The sequence below is a fragment of the Sorangiineae bacterium MSr12523 genome, assembly GCA_037157775.1.
In the GTDB taxonomy this organism is placed as follows: domain Bacteria; phylum Myxococcota_A; class Polyangia; order Polyangiales; family Polyangiaceae; genus Pendulispora; species Pendulispora brunnea.
In genome coordinates, this window is sequence record CP089982.1 from 3,794,638 (window position 1) to 3,812,923 (window position 18,286).

Annotated in this window: 15 protein-coding genes; 9 read left to right on the forward strand and 6 right to left on the reverse strand. The window is 65.5% G+C overall.

Translation table 11 applies throughout. From position 1 onward, the window contains the following. Positions 1-6: 6 nt before the first annotated feature. From pilM to LZC95_15335, 4 genes are read left to right on the forward strand one after another with little or no spacing between them, the layout of a single operon-like run. Positions 7-1,644 carry a pilus assembly protein PilM gene (gene pilM / locus LZC95_15320; GenBank protein ID WXA98199.1) on the forward strand — a complete coding sequence of 546 codons (1,638 nt, stop codon included), beginning with the start codon at positions 7-9 and terminating at the stop codon, positions 1,642-1,644. Then, positions 1,644-2,225, forward strand: a complete 582-nt coding sequence (locus LZC95_15325) for a type II secretion system protein M (GenBank protein ID WXA98200.1) — start codon at positions 1,644-1,646, stop codon at positions 2,223-2,225. The genes pilM and LZC95_15325 overlap by 1 nt, the downstream gene beginning before the upstream one ends. Next, positions 2,222-3,373 (forward strand): type II secretion system protein GspN, encoded by a 1,152-nt coding sequence (gene gspN, locus LZC95_15330; GenBank protein ID WXA98201.1) that lies wholly within the window; start codon positions 2,222-2,224, stop codon positions 3,371-3,373. Before LZC95_15325 ends, gspN begins: the two co-directional genes overlap by 4 nt. Further along, a complete protein-coding gene (locus tag LZC95_15335) occupies positions 3,370-4,203 on the forward strand; it encodes a BtpA/SgcQ family protein (protein WXA98202.1) in 834 nt (277 codons plus the stop codon). Before gspN ends, LZC95_15335 begins: the two co-directional genes overlap by 4 nt. Positions 4,204-4,347: 144 nt before the next feature. On the opposite strand, the gene LZC95_15340 is transcribed toward LZC95_15335, so the two are convergent. The 4 genes from LZC95_15340 to LZC95_15355 all read right to left on the reverse strand — a co-directional run bounded on the left by LZC95_15340 (position 4,348) and on the right by LZC95_15355 (position 9,181). Next, positions 4,348-5,352, reverse strand: coding sequence for an alpha/beta fold hydrolase (locus LZC95_15340; GenBank protein WXA98203.1), 1,005 nt, complete (start codon positions 5,350-5,352; stop codon positions 4,348-4,350). 232 nt (positions 5,353-5,584) lie between these two features. Further along, positions 5,585-6,595, reverse strand: coding sequence for a hypothetical protein (locus tag LZC95_15345; protein ID WXA98204.1), 1,011 nt, complete (start codon positions 6,593-6,595; stop codon positions 5,585-5,587). Then, positions 6,585-8,303, reverse strand: a complete 1,719-nt coding sequence (locus LZC95_15350; GenBank protein ID WXA98205.1) for a protein kinase — start codon at positions 8,301-8,303, stop codon at positions 6,585-6,587. The genes LZC95_15345 and LZC95_15350 overlap by 11 nt, the downstream gene beginning before the upstream one ends. 119 nt (positions 8,304-8,422) lie before the next feature. Continuing rightward, positions 8,423-9,181, reverse strand: a complete 759-nt coding sequence (locus LZC95_15355; GenBank protein WXA98206.1) for a hypothetical protein — start codon at positions 9,179-9,181, stop codon at positions 8,423-8,425. Positions 9,182-9,215: 34 nt separating this feature from the next. Between LZC95_15355 and purD the strand changes: the two genes are divergently transcribed. The 5 genes from purD to LZC95_15380 all read left to right on the forward strand — a co-directional run bounded on the left by purD (position 9,216) and on the right by LZC95_15380 (position 16,559). Then, positions 9,216-10,499, forward strand: a complete 1,284-nt coding sequence (purD, locus tag LZC95_15360; GenBank protein WXA98207.1) for a phosphoribosylamine--glycine ligase — start codon at positions 9,216-9,218, stop codon at positions 10,497-10,499. Between the two features lie 64 nt (positions 10,500-10,563). Continuing rightward, positions 10,564-11,886: a DUF1015 domain-containing protein gene (locus LZC95_15365; protein ID WXA98208.1), complete on the forward strand. Its 1,323-nt coding sequence runs from the start codon at positions 10,564-10,566 to the stop codon at positions 11,884-11,886. A 142-nt stretch (positions 11,887-12,028) separates the two neighbouring features. Next, positions 12,029-14,455, forward strand: a complete 2,427-nt coding sequence (gene lon / locus LZC95_15370) for an endopeptidase La (protein WXA98209.1) — start codon at positions 12,029-12,031, stop codon at positions 14,453-14,455. A 145-nt stretch (positions 14,456-14,600) separates the two neighbouring features. Further along, positions 14,601-15,917: a homoserine dehydrogenase gene (locus LZC95_15375; protein ID WXA98210.1), complete on the forward strand. Its 1,317-nt coding sequence runs from the start codon at positions 14,601-14,603 to the stop codon at positions 15,915-15,917. A 129-nt stretch (positions 15,918-16,046) separates the two neighbouring features. Then, positions 16,047-16,559, forward strand: a complete 513-nt coding sequence (locus LZC95_15380; protein ID WXA98211.1) for a hypothetical protein — start codon at positions 16,047-16,049, stop codon at positions 16,557-16,559. On the opposite strand, the gene murI is transcribed toward LZC95_15380, so the two are convergent. Further along, the gene (murI, locus tag LZC95_15385; GenBank protein ID WXA98212.1) at positions 16,554-17,378 is read right to left on the reverse strand and encodes a glutamate racemase; all 825 of its coding nucleotides are present in this window, start codon (positions 17,376-17,378) and stop codon (positions 16,554-16,556) included. The genes LZC95_15380 and murI overlap by 6 nt on opposite strands. Further along, positions 17,375-18,283 (reverse strand): aspartate carbamoyltransferase catalytic subunit, encoded by a 909-nt coding sequence (locus LZC95_15390; protein ID WXA98213.1) that lies wholly within the window; start codon positions 18,281-18,283, stop codon positions 17,375-17,377. The genes murI and LZC95_15390 overlap by 4 nt, the downstream gene beginning before the upstream one ends. Between the last annotated feature and the right edge of the window lie 3 nt (positions 18,284-18,286).

An 18,286-nucleotide genomic window follows, 5' to 3' on the forward strand; every position in this document is an offset into this window, starting at 1 on the left:
ACGTTCATGCCCATTTGGCTCGGAATCGACATCGGAAAAAGCGCCGTCAAGGTGGCGGCGATCCGATCGAGCTACCGCAAGACCGCCGTCGTCGGATTGGGAAGCGCCGACATCGTGGCGGAGGTGCGCGATAGTCAGTTCCTCCAGGCCCCGCCGGTCCCTGGCAGCGCGGAGCCGTCCGCCGTGGCGGAAACTCCCTCCCAGGACCAGATTGCCCAAGAGGCGGTCTCCCGCGCCATTCGCGATGCGGTGACCGTTGCGCTCTCGGGCAAGCCGGGCACGGGGGATGGCGTGGCGGTGGCCATCGACGGGGTGAAGGCCATGTCCCGCGTGTTGCCCATCCCGTCCAGCGCGCAAAAGCAGCTCGCGGAGGTGCTCCCGTTCGAGCTCGAGGCGCAAGTTCCCTTCGAGCTCGAGGGCTCCGTCTTCGATTACCGCATCCTTTCCGCGCTGCGCTCCCTGCCCGGGGCGGACCCGACGACGCTCCCGGTTCTCGCCTCGGTCGCGCGCATCTCGGACGTGCAGGCCCGCATCGACATCGTCAAGCAATCCCTCGGCGTCGAGCCGGAGCGGGTCGGCGTGGGTCTGCTTCCGTTGGCCAACTGGGTCGCGGTTTCGCCGGCGCTCGCGGAGCCAGGCCCCATCGTCGCCATCGATCTGGGCACCGACTCGAGCGACATCCTCATCTTCCGCAACGGCGAACCCGTCTTCACCCGCACCGTGTCGCAAGGTACCTCGGGCCTTCCCGAAACGGCGCCCAAGCTTGCCCGCGAGATCCGCATCACCTTGGCCGCGTACCGCGCCATCGGCGGCGATCCCGCCACGCGCGTGTTTCTCTGCGGCGGCGGCGCCTTCGTCTCGGGCGCCGAGTCGTTCCTCTCGAACGAGCTCGAGATCGAGGTCACCGCACTTCCTCCGCCGCCCATGGAATACGAGGTGCCGCAGCCCGATCAACTGCGCCAGCTCGCGCGCTACGCCAAGGCGCTGGGCCTGGCGCTCGGCCTGGGTTCGCGCCCGCTCGGGCTCGACCTGCGCAAAGGTCCGCTCGCCTACGAGCGCGGCTTTGGCTGGCTGCGCGAGCGTGTGCCCGTGCTGGCCGGCCTCGCGGCGGTCATCGTGGTGAGCTTCTTCTTCTCCGCGACCATGCAGCTCTACGCGCTCGGAAAAGAGAAGGACACGGTGGAGGCGGCCCTCTCGTCCGTGACCAAGGAAGTCCTGGGCGAGGAGACCAGCAGCGCCGAGCGCGCGAACGAGCTGCTCTCGCAGCAGACCGGCGGTGAAGACGATCCCATGCCCCACGCCGACGCCTTCGACGTCATGGTGCGTCTGTCCGAGGCCATCCCCACCTCGATGACCCACGACATCGAGGACCTCGATCTCACCAAGGGGCACGTGAGCATCCACGGGCTCGTCGGCTCCAGCAACGACGCGCAATCGATTGCCACCTCGCTTCGCAGCGACCCATGCTTTTCCGATGTGCAAATCAAGCGCATCGACCAAGCCATCGGCAAAGACGACCGGAAGAAATACGTCCTCGAATTCGATTTGAAATGCCCCGAAGATCAAAAAGGCGGCGGCAAAAAACCGGGGGCCCAGGCCTCTGCCAGCGCATCGGCCGCCAGCTCGGCGAGTGGAGGTAAGTGATGGCCCGCCCGCTTCTCGACCGACTCAATTTGAATCCGCGCGAGCGCAGGCTCGTCGGCATCCTGGGCATCATCCTGGTGGTGCTCGTGGTGATCGGCATTCCGGTGTTCGTGCAGACCACCATCATGAGTCGCCGCTCCGAAGTGGCCGACACGCGCGCCGCCCTCGATGCCGTGCAGGCCGCACGCGGTCAGCTGCGCGATCGGCAGGCGAAGAAAGACGCCGTCACCAGCCGCTACGCCAACAAGGCCCCGCCGCTCGCGGGCTTCCTCGAGCAGCAGGCCAAGGCGCAGAAGATCGACCTTTCCGACTCGGTCGACCGCCCCGAGGTCCCCATTGGGACGGCGAAGAAGTACACCGAACGCAATACGGTCGTTCACATCAAGAAGGCCGGCATGCTCGCCATTGCCAAGTTCCTCGAGAGCATCGAACGAAGCGGCCACCCCATTCTGATTTCGCGCCTCCAACTCCGTAAGCGCGTCTCCGAGCCCGATTCGTACGACATGGAATTGGGCGTTTCGGCCTTCGACCGAAATGCGCCGCCGCCGAAGAAGGAAAAGGAGAAGGAGGAAAAACCGTGAGCCCTTCCACCTCCGGCACGTCCGGCGAGACGAGCCCCACCAAATCCGCGGGAAAGGCCTCGCTCCGGCAGCGCATTTCCACGTTCATTCCTCCGGCCCTCCTCAAGGACGAGTGGAAAGAGCGATTCCAAAAGTGGACACCGCGCATTGGAATTCCGCTTTTCTACCTCACGTGCCTTTTGATCTTCGCGTCGGTGACCTTTCCGTACGACAAGCTGAAAGACAAACTCGTCGCCTCCTTCAATGCCAGCCAAAAGCCCGGCGCAGGCCAGCAGGAGCTGCACATCGACGAGATGACCTCGAGCTTCGTCACCGGCGTAAAAATGAAGGGCGTTCGCCTCCTCAGCCTGGCGACCGAACCGGGAAAGCCTCCCGTCGAATTGAAGATCGACCAGGCCAAGGCTCGCATTTCCGTTTTGCCTCTGATCATTGGCCATCGAAACGTCTCGTTCCATTTGGACGCGTTCGGCGGTGAGGTGGACGGCGTCTTCGAAGAGGCCGGCAAAGACCGCCACGTCAACGTGGAGATTTCGGCCGTCGACCTCAAAGCCATCGAGCCCTTGGCGGCCGCATTGGGCCTTCCCGTCGAAGGAAAGCTCACCGGCACCGTCGATTTGTTCATGCCCGAGGGCAAGGCGGTCAAGGGCAGCGGAACCGTGAACCTGGCCGCCTCCGAGGTGGCCGTGGGCGATGGTGTGGCCAAGATCAAAGCGGGCATGCTGCCCATCACCCCGCCGAAGGTGGCGGTGGGCGATCTCTCGTTCGTGGCCGAGGCGAAGGAAGGCATCCTCCGGGTCACGAAATTGGCTGCGTCGGGCAAAGATGTCGACCTTAGCGGCGACGGACGTGTTCAAATGCGGGAGATGGCCACCGAGAGCGTCTGCGACCTCAATGTGAAGTTCAAAATATCGGACGGCTTCCGCGGCAAAAACGATATGGCCAAGAGCCTCTTCGGCCCTCCGGGGTCGAGCTCGGGGGCCCTCATCGAGATGGACCCCAAGGTCAAACAGGCCAAGACCTCGGACGGGTTCTATGCGTTCCACGTGCGCGGGCAGCTCGGACGTCCGGACTTCGAACCCCGTGGCGGCGGGGGAGGGGGCTCGACGCCGCCGTCGGGTCTCTCGGGCAGCAAGGGGGTGACACCGTGAGCGTCTCCAACATGCCGCCCGCGATGGCCGTGTTTGCGCGCCTCGTGGGCGTGATTCACCTGCCGCCGTTGCCCGGCAGTCCGCTGGCGTCGCTGCCGATGCGGGCCATCGTGGAGCGCACGGTGGAGGATGCGCGCGTGCTCGAGGGCGCGGGCTTTCACCTGGCCATCCTGGAGAACTTCGGCGATACGCCGTTCTACCGCGAAAAGGTGCCCGCGGTGACGGTTGCCGCGATGACCGCATGCGCAGCCGCCGTTCGCGCGGCGCTTCCCAATTTGCCGCTGGGCATCAACGTTCTGCGCAACGACGCCGACGCGGCCCTGGCGATTGCCTCGGTGGTGGGGGCGATGTGCATCCGCGTGAACGTTCACACGGGCGCCCGCGTCACCGATCAAGGCGTCGTTCAGGGCGACGCCGCGGCCACCTTGCGCACGCGCCGGGCGATCTCCGCCGAGGCGGTGAACATCTGGGCCGACGTGCACGTGAAGCACTCGGCGCCGCTCGCCGCGCGCCCCATCGCGGAGGAAGCCTCCGACTTGGTGACCCGCGCGATGGCCGACGCCATCCTCGTTACGGGCTCCGGCACCGGCAAGGCGATCGACCCGACGCAAATCGCCTTGGTCCGCGCCGCCATCCGCAACGTGCCGCTCTACGTGGCCAGCGGCACGCGCCCCGAAGATCTGCCGGCCTTGGTCGAACACTGCGACGGCGTCATCGTCGGCAGCGCCCTCCGCGCAAACGGCATCGCCGGCGGCCCCGTCGACATCGCCTCGGCGACGACCTTCGCCAAATCATTCCGCGCCTTGTTCCCGCGCGACTCCACGACATGATCCGTCGCGTGAACGGCTAGAAGATTTTTTACATGAAGGCGGGAAGGCGGGAAGGTTTTAGGGTTTGCAATTCCAGCAATGGGATCATTGCAAATCAATGAATCCTTCCTGCCTTCCCGCCTTCATGTGAATTTCTCTCTCTCTTTAGAGTCCAGCGTCGCGGATGCGGGAGACGACGGTGCGGAAGAAGGCCAAGTGATCGAACTTGGATAGCTTGTCCGGGCCGTTGACGGCGAATTGGCCGACCTCGCGGAGATGGTCGGCGGGCACGCATTGGAGGAATTCGCCCCAGCGCGAGCTGTCCACCGTGACCAGGCCGTCGTTGGACTTTATGCTCCATCCTTGTAGGTACACGGTGCTGGGGAACAGAACGATGGGCACCGCGTCCACGTGCCACACGTCGTTCGCGTAGGTCGAATTGTCGCAATCCGACAGGCCCACTTGCAGATTCGTGCGGCCGCCGTAGCTCGAATAGCGCACGCGCGAATCGTTCTTGTACTTCGGATTGAAGACATTGTTCATGTAGTCTTCACTCAGCTCGGTGAGCTGCGCGCGAATGTGCGGATCGGTTTGAAGCTCGTACACCGAGATTTGCAAGAGCTTCAGAATGGCGCCGCTCACCGCGTCGAACACGTCGTCCGGCACATTGTCGGCGAGGCCCAGCACCAAATCGGCGACTTTGCTTCCGCGGTGCGGCGTGGCAATCGTCGTCACCGAGGCCACCTTGTTTCCGTAGCCGAGGCCCTGCGGGCTCACGAGCACCCGCGCATCGAGCCCGCCTTGGCTATGGCCGATGATGTTGACCTTCTTGGCGCCCGTCTTGGCCAGAATCTTGTCGATTTGATCGGCCACGTACTGCGCGCGCACCTCGCTCGTGTCGTACGGCGGCGCAATCGTGGCGAAGACCTGCGTCTCACCATGCTTCGCCAGATCGTCCTTCACGCCGTTGAAGTAGACGACGTCGAGCGGCAAATTCTTGAGCCGATCGAAACCGCCCATTCCGTGAACGAGCACGATGGGATAGTGCGGACTCGATACGGCATCTTCGGTGGTGGTGCCGTCGTCTCCACGGCCATCGGCCGCACAGGCGAGCATCGTCGTCGTCAAACCGAGGACCGAAAGCGCACGGACGAACGAAAGAACGGACATAGCGGCTCACCTCCGATTAAGGGGCAGCGTGTGCAGCAATGGGCGAGGTCGCGGATGCTGAATGAGGACTCATTCTTTATCAACGACACCGTCGCGCCGAGCTCGACGATTTGTGGGAGGAAAAACCACTTCCCACCGCCGTCGAATGGCAAATTGCACTATCGAAGGACAATGACGCGACAATGACCTATCGCGTTATGTCCCAATGACGCGATAATGACTTATCGCGTTATCAAAATTGGCCGCTTACGCCTGCGCTGGCAATGCCAAACCACGGCTCGACGCGAGGTGCCGCGGCGCGGGTCGGCGTCGAGGGCGACTTCCCCAGAACGAGGGCCAACGTTCCGACCGCGAGCCCGGCGCCGCCGACGATGAACGAGACCGTCGAAACCGTGGCCCACGTTTTCGTCGACGACAGCTTGTCCGCGTCATCGCCCGTGCACGTGTTGCCCGGCGGCTTGTTGCACGAGTCACGCAGATCGCCCGCATTGGCCAAAACCACGATGCCCGTGATCGCACCGAGGGCCACCCCGGCAGCACCCACGCCAAATCCCGCATACGCCAGGTAGTTCGGCTTGCGCGGCTCATTGTCGGGCGGCAGCACGATCGCCGGCGCGGTGGCCACGGGCGAGGGCGCCTGCTCGGGCGAGCCGAGCTTCAACGTCACATTGCGCGTCTCGCGCTCGAGGATGTCGATCTCCATGCGTGCCGATGCATCCCCGGCCTGAGCGGCAATCACGTGGTGCCCAGGATTGACTTTGCGCCCCGTGCCCGGCGCCGGCTCCGGAATCGTCGTGCCGTCGAGGGTCAACGTTGCCGGCAAATCGGCATGCCGCCCGAACTGCGCGACATGAATGAGAATCGTCGGCGTGCGTCGCTCCAGATCTTCCTGCAGCGCCTTGGCATTGTCGCGGGCCACGGTGAAAGGACGCGGCTCGTTGCGCTTCACCGGATAGTGCAGCACCGCGGCAACCATTTCCTGCGCCTCCAGGAACCTTCCCAGCGCGGCCTGCGTCTTGGCCACCTCGAGGCTGGTCGTGGGCACGTGCATGATCGCATCGGCTGCCTGAAAGCTCTTGAGCGCCGCCTCGAGATCGCCGCGATCGCGCTGCTCTTCGCCCTCGCCCATGAGGGTGCGCGCCATGTCCTTTTCCGCGGGCGTCGGCTGCGCGTGAACGAAGCCGGCCGTCACCATCGAAAGCGCAAACGCCAAGAGCCCCGGTACGCGTGTTCTAAAAGCCATAATCCTTCTGACCTGGACGGGTCGCCGTTTTGGCGCTGGCCGACGGCTTGGTACTCGGAGTCGGGCGAGGGGCGCTCGCCGCAGGCGCCTCCTTCGATTCTTTCGTCTCCTTTGTAGCCTCTTTCAGCGGCGGCGCCGCGTCGGTGACGAACGACGTCGGCTCGGGCGCGGGCACCAAGGACGGTGCCCGCTCGGCGATGGTGAGGGCCGGCTCCGGCGCCACCGCCCGTGGCTCGGGCGCCTTGGTTGCCTCGTCCTGCGACCCACGTCCGCGAAACAGCGACGATGCCAGCGCGACCACGATGATGAACGACGCCGCGCCGAGCACACCGAGCCCCACCGCCCAAAGCTGCTGCTTGCGCCCCAGCCCTCCGAGGCTCTCGGGCCCCGTGGGGGTCGACGACGGCGGAACGCTCCCAGAGAAGGGGATCACGGCCGAACGCAGGGTGCCCGAGCTGACCTGCGAAATCGGCTCCTCTTCGTCCGTCTCTTCGGGAGCTTCCGCGCTTTGTGCGTCTTCCTCGACCCCTTCGGGCGGCTGGCTCGGTATTGCCGGTGCCGTTGCCGAGATCGGACCGCTCGAGGCTCCTCGCACACTCGGCGGAACGCTCGTGGGCTGCGACGCGCGCTGCGGCGACGAGGACCGCGCGCTGTCGCTCGAGTCACCCTCCACGGTTTCGGGCGTGAGCAACGCCTGCACGCGCTTGCGCTCCGCGCTGGCGGCCAAGGCTAGCTCCACGGCCTTGCGCCGTGCCTCCGCGCGCTCGCCGAGGTGCTCGTGCACGAACGCCGCGACATCGCCCGCCGTCGTGTGACAGCCCGCCGTGATCATCAGCGACTCGATCGCGCGTTGCAGCTCGGCGGCCGTCTGGATCCGCTCCTCGGGATCGTGGGCCATGGCCTTGCGACAGAGCGCGTCCATCTCGGGTGGAAACGTGTCGGGCAATGGCGGCGGCGGATCGCCGCTCGTGAGCAGATGCAACGTCGCCAGCTGGTTGGCGGCGTCATAAGGGGGGACGCCCGCCAGCAGGTAATACATCACCGCCCCGAGCGCCCACACGTCCGAGCGCCGGTCGACCGATTTGCCGACGGCTTGCTCCGGCGGCATGTACTGAATCTTTCCCTTGAGAAGCCCGGCGCTCGTATCCGCTGACACGCGATCGCGTGCCTTGGCGATTCCGAAGTCGATGAGCTTCGCCGCGCCGCTGACGCTGACCAAGATGTTCTGCGGCGACACATCGCGGTGCACCACGCCGAGGTTCTCGCCCGACGGGTCGCGCAGCTCGTGCGCAGCATGGAGACCGGCCGCGATGTCCGCGACGATGCGCAGCACCACGCCCATGGGGATGGCGACGTCTCTTTTGCGTACGGCGCGGTGAAGTTTCGACAGCGAATCGCCATCGATCCACTCCATCACCAGGTAGAGCACCTCGTGCTGCTCCCCGAGATCGAGGATCTGCGCCACGTTGGCGTGCTCGATCCCGGCGGCGATGCGCGCCTCGTCGAGGAACATACGCTCGAATCGGGGGTCGCTTGCGTATTGCGGCAGAATCGTTTTGACGGCGACCAACTTTTCGAAGCCGTGCTTGCCGTGAAGACGCGCAAGCCACACCGATGCCATGCCACCATGTGCAATGGGACAGAGAAGCTCGTAGCGATCCAGACGATAGCCGGGCTCGAGGTGTGACCGCTCCCCGCTCAGGCTCACGTTCTACGTATCGCGTGAAAGCCACGATCGAGCAAGCTTCGTACGACCTCGTCCGCAGCCAAATTGGAGGCGCCCCCTTCACCTTGTGCGGGCAGGCGTGCGGGCGCCTCACCCCTGGTCTATTCCTGCGTAGATGTGTGCGTTGACGTGTGTGAACGCAGAATCGCCGCGACGGTTTCTGGGGCTAGTGCCCGCGCGCGCTCGCGCAGTCGAAGCAGCAGCGAATCCCGATCACGCGCGTGCGCGATGGGCGCGGGCTGACCATTCGATGCCGGCGGCTCCTCTTCTACTGCAGGCGCAGGCGGTGTCGGCTCCGGCTCTCGCTGCGCAACCTCGAGCCCCGATAGCGAGTGCACGGAGTCGGCCTGCGTGACGTCAGGGTTCGAGGCGGCCGGCTCCACCGCCTCAGGAGCTTCGGCTGGCGGCGGAGGGAGCTCGCTTTCGGACATGTCCGACATGGAGGCCCGCAGGGCGGCGCGGGCTCGCTCTTCACGGATCAGCGCGGCGCGGTCGACGAGCGCCTTCGTCTTCTTGTCGAGGCGCGTGAACCGCAAGGTCAACCCCGACAGATGCTTCAGCGGCACCCCCGCTTCGGGATCCGTGGGGCCCTTGTACGCAATCACGCGGCCCTCGCCGCGCATCAGCGGCGTACCGTTCGCAAGCGTGACCTCGAAGCGCAGAATCACCCCTTGCGGGCGCGATTGCGCACCGATCAGCGTGACGCTCGTCCGGGTCAGCGTGTCGATCTCGTGATCGAGGAACTCGTCCTCGTTCGCGTAGGGACGCGTGACACGGATGGCGACCGGCTGTCGAACCTCGGCGGCCACGAGGTCAGAATAGAGAGAAACGGTGGCGGCGCCAAGGACGCGAGGGCCCATTAAGGAATTTTTTCCTGTAACCTCCCGCGCCGTCATGGCTAAGCGCGTGTTGGTCGTCGGGTCCGGTGCGAGGGAACACGCACTGGCACGGGTTCTTTCCTCGCCCGAGTGCGAGATTCTCTGTGCGCCGGGCAACGCCGGCACGGGGCTGTCGTTTCGCAATGTCCCTGTAGCGGTGGACGACATTCCGGGCATCGTGGCCGCCGCCGAGCGCGAAGGCGTCTCGCTGGTGGTCGTCGGACCGGAGCTTCCGCTCACCCTCGGCCTGGTCGACGCCCTCGCCGAGAAGGGCATTCCCGCCTTTGGTCCTTCGAAGGCGGCCGCGCAGTTGGAGGGCTCGAAGTCCTTCATGAAGCGCTTCTTGAAGCGCCACTCCATCCCGACCGCCGACTTCGCGATCTTCGACGACGTCGACGCCGCCGAGGCTTATGTGCGTGCGGCGGCGCGGCCACTGGTGGTCAAGGCCGACGGCCTCGCCGCGGGCAAGGGGGTCACTGTAGCGACCACCCCCGAGCAGGCACTCCTGGCGGTCCGGCAAATGATGCGCGACAACGCCTTCGGCGACGCCGGCAAGACCGTGGTCATCGAGGAGCTGTTGCCCGGTGAGGAAGCAAGCTTCCATGTCATCTGCGACGGCGAGCGCGCGGTGCCGCTTCCCGCGGCGCAGGATCACAAACGCGTCGGCGACGGCGACACGGGGCCGAACACGGGAGGCATGGGTGCCTACGCACCCGCACCCGTCGTCACGCCCGAGGTCCACGGGCGTGTCATGCGCACCATCGTGGAGCCCACGTTGGCGGGCCTCAAAGCGGAGGGGACGCCATTCCGTGGCGTACTCTTCGTCGGCCTCATGATCGAGGCCGGCGTGCCGCGCGTTCTCGAATTCAACGTCCGCTTCGGCGACCCCGAGACCGGTGTCTTAACGTCGCTCTGCAGCTTTACTGGAGGAGGATGGCTCGGCCTGCTCAACGGTGCGGCGCACGGCCAATTTCCCCCGACGCAACTGGAGTGCGAGGGCGCCGCGCTCTCCGTCGTCATGGCCGCCGAGGGCTACCCTGCCAAGGTGCGCAACGGCGACGTCATCACGGGCCTCGAGAAAACGCCGGAAAATGAGCACGTTCACGTGCTTCACGCCGGAACGACGCGCCGCGAAGACGGCGCCATCGTCACGGCTGGCGGAAGAGTCCTCAACGTCGTCGGGCGCGGCGCCACCTTGGAGGAAGCGGCCTCCCGAGCGTATGCCCAGGTGGACGCCATAAGCTGGCCCGGCGAGCACCACAGGCGCGATATCGGAAGCCGCGCTCTGGAAAAGACGTAAGCCTCTTTGGAAAAGAGAGGGACCCCCCTCGAGATCGGGCGTGGCGTTGTGTTAGAGCCAAATTATGGCCGATATCGCACCGCTCACACCGCTCCGCTACGACCCCTCGAAACTCGTATCGGTCGCGAACGTCGTGGCCCCGCCGTACGACGTCATTAGCCCCGAGCAACGCGAGGAGCTCGCGAAGCGCGATCCGCACAACGTCGTCCAACTCATTCTGCCCAAGGATGCCGCCGGCGGCGACACCGAGGGCAAATACGAGCACGCTGCTTCGCTCCTCCGCCGCTGGCGCGAAGAGAAGGTGCTCGTGCGCGACGACGTCCCCGGTTTCTACCGCTACGACCAGTCGTTCACCGCACCCGGCACCGGCAAGAGAATGAGCCGCAGCGGCTTCCTCGGCCTGGTGCGCCTGGTGCCGTTTTCGGACCGCATCGTGCTGCCCCACGAGCGCACCCTGAGCGGCCCGAAGGAAGATCGCCTCAAGCTGTTTCGCGCGACGCGCACCAACTTGAGCCCCGGCTTCATGCTGTACCGCGACCCGCAAAAGGAGCTCGATTCGGCTCTGTCGTCCGGCAAGGAGCTCTTTCGCTTCGCCACCCCCGACGGCGTCGAGCATGCGCTGACCAAGGTCGACGATCGCGAGGCGCTTTTCACCATCGTGCGGAAGATCGCTCAGTCGTCGCTCCTCATCGCCGACGGCCACCACCGCTACGAGACCGCGGTGCGTTATGCGCAGGAGACCGGCGCGCAGGGCGCCAGTGAAAACGGCTGGCACATGGTCTTCTTCGCCAACGGCGACGACCCGAATCTCGTGGTCTTTCCGACGCATCGCCACGTGCACTCGCTGCCGTCGTTCGACTTCGCGGAGCTGCTGCGAAAAGCCGCCGACACGTTCCAAGCGACGGTGTTGCCCAAGGGCACTGCAGCAAACGTCATCACGGACACCCTCGCGGACTCCGGCAAACGTGCGCCATCCGTTGCGGTCGCCTCGGCCGAAGGAGACGTGGCCGTCCTCGCATTGCGCGCGGATGTCGACCTGGAGAAGCATCCAACATTGGGCAAGCTTCCGGAGGTCTTGCGCCGCACAGATGTGGCCTTACTTCATTCAGGTATCCTCGAGCATGCGCTCGGCATCACGCGCGAGGCGCAAGCCGCCAAGACCAACCTTTGGTACCCGCAAGATGCAGCCGCGACGCTCGCCGATTTGCGCAACGGAAAAGGCCAAGCCCTCTTCCTGATGAACGCCACCCCGGTCGAGGCCGTCCGCCGCGTGGCCGAATACGGCGAGGTCATGCCGCAGAAATCGACGTTCTTCTATCCCAAAGTCCTCACGGGGTTGACCATCCATACGTTGGAGCCGGACCGCACGGTCCACGTTCTGCGCTAGTTAATCCGTGGGCCCGTGGCACGAGCCGCAAGCCGTGTTTAGCTTCGCGAATATTGGAACCCAGTTTGCAATACCCCGAGGTCAACGCATCGGATGTTATCCTTGACCATGAATGAAATGAGCACCACCACGAGAGGTCAATATGACTGAAAAGAAAGCCCCGCCGCCGCGTGCCCCGCAGGATGAGGACGTGGTCCAGTTTGGTGACGTGCTCCCGGTTCTCCCCATCCGGAACGCGGTACTTTTTCCGGGTGCGGTGGCCCCCTTCGACGTTGGCCGCGAAAAGTCCGTGGCGCTCGTCGAAGATGTCGACAACCTACCGAGCCCCGTCATTGCCATCTTTGCGCAGCGCGATCCTTCGACGGACGACCCAGGCCAGGACGACCTACACACGGTCGGATGCGCGGCCCGCGTCCTCAAGGCGCTGAAACATAGCTCGGGCAACTATTCGCTGATTTTGCAGGGCCTTTCGCGCATCCGGCTCGAGGATGTGGCGCAGAGTTCGCCCTATCTCAAGGCGAAGGTGCGTCGCCTCGACGAGACGGGTCTGGACGACGACGAGGCCGAAGCGCTTTCGATGAGCCTGCGCGACATCGCCAAGCAGGTGATTCAGCTCATGCCGGAGCTTCCGCGCGAGGCGGGTTCGCTCATCGATTCGATCCAGGCGCCGGGCGCCTTGGCCGACTTGGTGGCCGCCAACCTGGACGCGCCGGTGGAAGAAAAGGCGCAGCTGCTCGAGACGGTCGACGTCAAGGATCGCATTCGCAAGGTCCTGCGCCTGCTGACGCGCCAGCTCGAAATCTTGAAAATGCGCGAGCGCATCAACTCCCAAATCAAGGAGGAGATGGGTAAAAACCAGCGCGAATACGTGCTTCGGCAACAGCTCAAAGCCATCAAAGAGGAGCTGGGCGAGGACGATGGGGATCAGGGAGATCTCGACGGTCTCGAAGACCGCATCGCCAAGGCCAACCTGCCGAGCGAGGCCGAGCAGGTCGCCAAGAAGCAGATCAAGCGTTTGCGCAACATGCAGGTCGGCTCGGCGGAGTACACCGTCGTGCGCACGTACCTGGACTGGATCCTCGACTTGCCATGGCACAATCAGACGCCCGACAACATGGATATCGGGGCCGTCCGCAAGGTGCTGGACGAAGACCACTACGGTCTCGAGAAGGTCAAGAAGCGCATCCTCGAGTACCTGGCCGTCCGCAAGCTGAAGAAGGACAAGAAGGGCCCGATCCTCTGCCTCATCGGACCGCCCGGCGTCGGTAAGACGTCGCTCGGCCGCAGCATTGCGCGGTCGCTCGGCCGCAAGTTCCACCGCATTTCACTCGGCGGTGTGCACGACGAAGCGGCCATCCGCGGTCACCGCCGTACGTACGTCGGCGCGCTGCCCGGGCAGATCATCCAGGGCATGAAGAAGGCGGGAACGATCAACCCGATCTTCATGATGGACGAGGTCGACAAGATCGGTCACGACTTCCGCGGCGATCCCGCGGCGGCCTTGCTCGAGGTTCTCGATCCCGAGCAGAACAACACGTTCGCGGACCACTACCTGGAGATCCCGTACGACTTGTCGAACGTCATGTTCGTCGCCACGGCGAACATTGCCGATCCGATTCCCGCGCCGCTGCGCGATCGTATGGAGATCCTCGAAATCCCGGGTTACACGCGGCGCGAGAAGCTGGCCATTGCGCGCCAGCACTTGATCCCGAAGCAGATCGAGGAGCACGGCATCACGCCGCAGCAGCTCGAGATCACGGATCCGGCGGTCGAGATCATCATCGACAACTACACGCGTGAAGCCGGCGTGCGTACGCTCGAGCGGCAGATCGCGAGCGTCATTCGCGGTGTTGCCGTGAAGATCGCCGAGGGGGACAACACCCCGCGGAAGATCGAAACGGAAGACCACCTCCGCGAGTTCCTGGGTCCGCAGCGCTACACCAGTGAAGTTGCGGAGCGCACGGAAGAAGCGGGCGTGGCCACGGGCCTTGCTTGGACGAGCGTGGGCGGCGAGATCCTCTTCATCGAGGCGACGCGCATGTTCGGCTCGGCGAAGCTGCAGCTCACCGGCCAACTGGGCGACGTCATGAAGGAGAGCGCCCAGGCCGCCCTGAGCTACGTGCGCTCCAACTCGGAGAGGTTCGGCATCAGCAAGGACTTCCTCGAGAAGAGCGACATCCACATCCACATCCCCGCCGGCGCCATGCCGAAAGACGGGCCGAGCGCGGGTGTGACGATGTTTACCGCGTTGGTGTCGATGCTCACCGGCGTCCGCGTCCGCCACGACGTCGCGATGACCGGCGAAATCACGCTGCGCGGACGGGTGCTGCCCATCGGCGGCCTCAAGGAGAAGGTGCTGGCGGCCCACCGCGCCGGCATCAAGCGGGTCATCGTTCCCGAGCGCAACAAGGCCGACCTCGACGAGGTCCCGGCCGAGGTCAAAGACTCCCTCGAGTTCGTCTTCGTGAAGAAGATGGAGGAAGTCCTCGACGCCGCCCTGGAAGAGAAGCTGGTGCCCAAGGTCGAGGAAAAAAAGGAAGCCCCAGCGGCCCCGACCCCGAGCAACTGAGGGTTTAGGGTTTAGGGTTTAGGGAGAGAGGAAGCGGGTTGCTTCCCCTGGCTCTGGACCCTTTCCTTTTTGTGCTTCCCCTAAACCCTTCACCCTTCACCCTAACCCCTTTTCTTTTCGCGTTGCGTCGGGTGAAGTAGCGCGCATGAAAACGGTGCGGCTCGGGCTACTCGGTTGTGGGACCGTGGGCGGGGGCGTTGTTCGGCTGATTCGGGAAAATGCCTCGGTTCTGGCGACCCGCGTCGGGGCTCCGCTGGAAATTGCCAAGGTGCTCGTTCGCGATCCGAACAAGGACCGCGTGCCTGGCCTCGAGCGCGACCGCATCACGACGGATGCGGCGGCGGTGCTGGACGATCCGTCGATTGACGTCGTCGTGGAGGTGCTCGGCGGGGTGGAACCGGCCAAGGGCTACGTCGAGCGGGCCATCGATTCGGGTCGCAGCGTGGTGACCGCGAACAAGATGCTGCTCGCGGTGCATGGGCCCGAGCTGGTGGAGCGCGCCGAAAAGGCCGGCGTCGACCTGGCCTTCGAAGCCTCCGTGGGCGGCGGCATCCCGGTCATCCGCACCTTGCGCGAGGCGCTCACCAGCGATTCGGTGACCCGGCTTTGCGGCATCGTCAATGGCACGTCGAACTACATTCTCACGCGCATGCGCCAGGACGGGATGCCCTTCGCGACGGCGTTGAGGGAGGCGCAGGACAAAGGCTACGCCGAGGCCGATCCGGGGCTCGACGTGGACGGGGGCGATGCCGCGCACAAGCTGGTCGTGCTGGCCATGCTGGCCTTTGGCGCCCGCGTGCCGCACGAGGCCGTGTACACGGAGGGCATCCGCGACATCGAGCCGATCGATCACGAGTTCGCCGCGCGCTTTGGCTACACGGTGAAGCACTTGGCCATCGGCCAGGTGCGCGAGGTGCACGGCAAAAAGAGCGTCGAGCTTCGCGTGCACCCGGCGCTCTTGCCGGCGCACACCACGCTCGCCAACGTGAACGGCGTGCTCAATGCGATTTTGCTCGAAGGGCGCGCCCTCGGACCGTGCCTGCTCTCCGGGCGCGGGGCAGGGGATCTGCCCACCGCCGTGAGCGTCGTGGCCGACGTGGTGGATGTCGCGGGTGCGCGTCTCAGTGGTGCGGGCGGCAGGATGACGCGCAGCGTGCGGCTTGCGGAGACGCACCTCGCGCCCATCGACGACGTCGAGTGCGCGTACTACCTGCGCTTCCAGGTCTTCGATCGACCCGGCGTCCTCGCGCACATCGCGGGCGCGCTGGCCGAGGAGAACGTGTCCATCCTGGAGATGGTCCAGCGTGGCGGTGGCGATGCGCGCGGAGAGCCGGTGCAAGTCGTCATGATGACCCACGTCGCGCGCGAAGGAGCCCTGCGTCGTGCGCTCGCAGCTGCCGCGAAGGGCGGCGATTACATCGCCAAGCCGACGCACGTCCTTCGGGTCGCGCCTCTCGCGTAAGTCGCGTAAGTCGCGTAATTCACGTTGTTCGCGTCGCCGCGCGGAACGTTGCCCAAGGGTGTGACGTTTCCACACCGACGCGGCATCGCGAGGTGGATTTTTCTATCTCGGGCCGCTACCCTTGAAAGCATGGGTAGTAGCTCAGGCACCATCCAACCGGGGAACGAGGACGGGCTTTCCTTGCCCCCGCCTCCCGTGGAAGGCCCTGGGCGTGCGGTCATCGAAGCGCACATCCTGGCCGTTTTGCGCCAGCATCGTGAGCGCATCATGTCCGAGGTGGTGGACATCCTTTCGCGCAGCCGCCTGGCGCGGGTCGTACGCGAGGCCGGCTCGGGCGCGCAGGCCACCACCGGCCTTCTGCGCGCGCTCGAGGAGCAACTCGAGGGGCGCAAGACGCCCACCCGCGTCTTCTGGTTGGAAACGCTCTTTCCCAGTTTGATGGAGCGCGGTGTCACGTTGGTCGACATCGCGCGCGTCTCCACGCGCATTCACATCGCGCTGGTGCTGCTGCTCGTCTTGGAGCTTCCACCCGAGCTGCGGCGGGCCGGCGGGGAATGGCTCGGCACCTTCTTCAGCGGGCTGCAGGCGGACATCACGCGCGAGTGCCGGCGCTCTTCTGAACCGCCCGCAAGCGGCTCATAAATCGATCTGCTCGGCCTCGGGGATGTTCTCGTCGCCCAGAAAGCGGCGCGCCATCTCGCTGAAGGAGCGCGGCACGTCGGTGGCGAAAAGGCGCATCGAGCCTGCGCGTTCGCGCGGCGGCGCCAAGAGGCTGCGGCTCGCCAGAAAAGACCGCGTTTCCGCGGCCACCGTGGTGGCGCTGTCGATGACACGCACTTCGGGCCCCATCATCGCGTGCGCCTCCTCCTCGATGATGGAGAAGAACAGCGGGTAGTGCGTGCACCCAAGGACGATGGCATCGACACCGGCGCGCGCCAGAGGCTCCAAATAGCGGCGCACCGCGAGGCGCGGCACCTCGCCCTCGACCCAGCCTTCCTCGGCGAGGGGAACGAGAAGGGGAGCCGCCTGGCCGAACACCTCCGTGCGCGTCGACAGCGTGGTCACCGCGCGCGTGTACGCCTGCGAAAAGATCGTTCCCGGCGTGGCCAGAATGCCCACGCGCCCGGTTTTCGTCGCCGCCACCGCGGCGCGTGCCCCCGGCTCGATCACACCGAGCACCGGCAGATCCAAATCGATGCGCAACTGCTCCGGCGCCACCGCGCTCACCGTATTGCAGGCGATGACGATGGTCTTCACCTTGTGGGAGACGAGCTGGCGCGCGCACGCGCCGGCGTACTTCACCACGGTGGCGGCGCCGCGGGTGCCGTACGGAACGCGCGCGGTGTCGCCCAGGTACACGATGTCCTCGTGCGGGAGCACGGCCCGCAGTGCACGCACCACGGTGAGGCCGCCCAGGCCGGAATCGAAAACCCCGAGCGGTGCCTCGTTCCCGGCTCTCACTGCAGCATGACCCTCGCGAGCACGGCGCAGCGCACGGCGACGCCGGCCGCCACCTGCTCGAGAATCACGCTATGCGCGCCATCGGCCACGGCGTTGTTGAGCTCCACACCGCGGTTGATTGGCCCGGGGTGCATCACCAGCGCCTCCGGCTTGGCCAGGCGAAGGCGACGCTCGTTCAGGCCGAAGGTGCGCGCATACTCGCGCGTCGTCGCCATCACCGCGCCGGCGAGGCGCTCGTTCTGGATGCGCAGCATCATCACCACGTCGGCGCCCTCGATGGCATCGTCGAAGCGGTCGAACACGCGCACGGTGGGCCCGAGCACGGTGGGATCGCGCGGCATCATGGTGCGCGGTCCGCAGAGGCGCACCTCGCTGCCGAGGGCACCGAGCAGCAGCGAATTGGAGCGGGCGACGCGCGAGTGCAAGATGTCACCGCAGATAACGACGACCAAGCCATCGAGCTTCCCCAGCCGCTGACGAATCGTGAACGCGTCGAGCAGCGCCTGCGTCGGGTGCTCGTGCGAGCCGTCGCCCGCGTTGACGATGCTCGCACGCGTGTGCCGCGCCACGAAGTGCGGTGCGCCCGAGGAGGCGTGCCGGAGCACGATGGCATCGCTGCCCATCGCCTCCAGGTTTTTCACCGTGTCGAGCAGGGTCTCGCCCTTGGTGACGCTCGAGGACGACGCGGCAATGTTCACCACGTCGGCCCCGAGCCGCTTTCCAGCGAGCTCGAACGACGTGCGCGTGCGCGTCGACGACTCGTAGAACACGTTGAGAATCGTCTTCCCGCGCAGAACGCCACGCGTCACGAGCGGATCGTGAGGATGCGCGTACCGTGTCGCTTCATCGAGAAGGGACGTAATGTCGTTCGCGGAGAGCCCATCGATACCGAGCAGATGGCGCATGAT

Coding starts and splice junctions, on each gene's coding strand:
- pilM (WXA98199.1), top strand. CDS start 7: ATGCCCATTTGGCTCGGAATCGACATCGGAAAAAGCGCCGTCAAGGTG.
- LZC95_15325 (WXA98200.1), top strand. CDS start 1,644: ATGGCCCGCCCGCTTCTCGACCGACTCAATTTGAATCCGCGCGAGCGC.
- LZC95_15340 (WXA98203.1), bottom strand. CDS start 5,352: ATGTCCGTTCTTTCGTTCGTCCGTGCGCTTTCGGTCCTCGGTTTGACG.
- LZC95_15345 (WXA98204.1), bottom strand. CDS start 6,595: ATGGCTTTTAGAACACGCGTACCGGGGCTCTTGGCGTTTGCGCTTTCG.
- LZC95_15355 (WXA98206.1), bottom strand. CDS start 9,181: ATGGGCCCTCGCGTCCTTGGCGCCGCCACCGTTTCTCTCTATTCTGAC.
- purD (WXA98207.1), top strand. CDS start 9,216: ATGGCTAAGCGCGTGTTGGTCGTCGGGTCCGGTGCGAGGGAACACGCA.
- LZC95_15365 (WXA98208.1), top strand. CDS start 10,564: ATGGCCGATATCGCACCGCTCACACCGCTCCGCTACGACCCCTCGAAA.
- lon (WXA98209.1), top strand. CDS start 12,029: ATGACTGAAAAGAAAGCCCCGCCGCCGCGTGCCCCGCAGGATGAGGAC.
- LZC95_15375 (WXA98210.1), top strand. CDS start 14,601: ATGAAAACGGTGCGGCTCGGGCTACTCGGTTGTGGGACCGTGGGCGGG.
- LZC95_15380 (WXA98211.1), top strand. CDS start 16,047: ATGGGTAGTAGCTCAGGCACCATCCAACCGGGGAACGAGGACGGGCTT.
- LZC95_15390 (WXA98213.1), bottom strand. CDS start 18,283: ATGCGCCATCTGCTCGGTATCGATGGGCTCTCCGCGAACGACATTACG.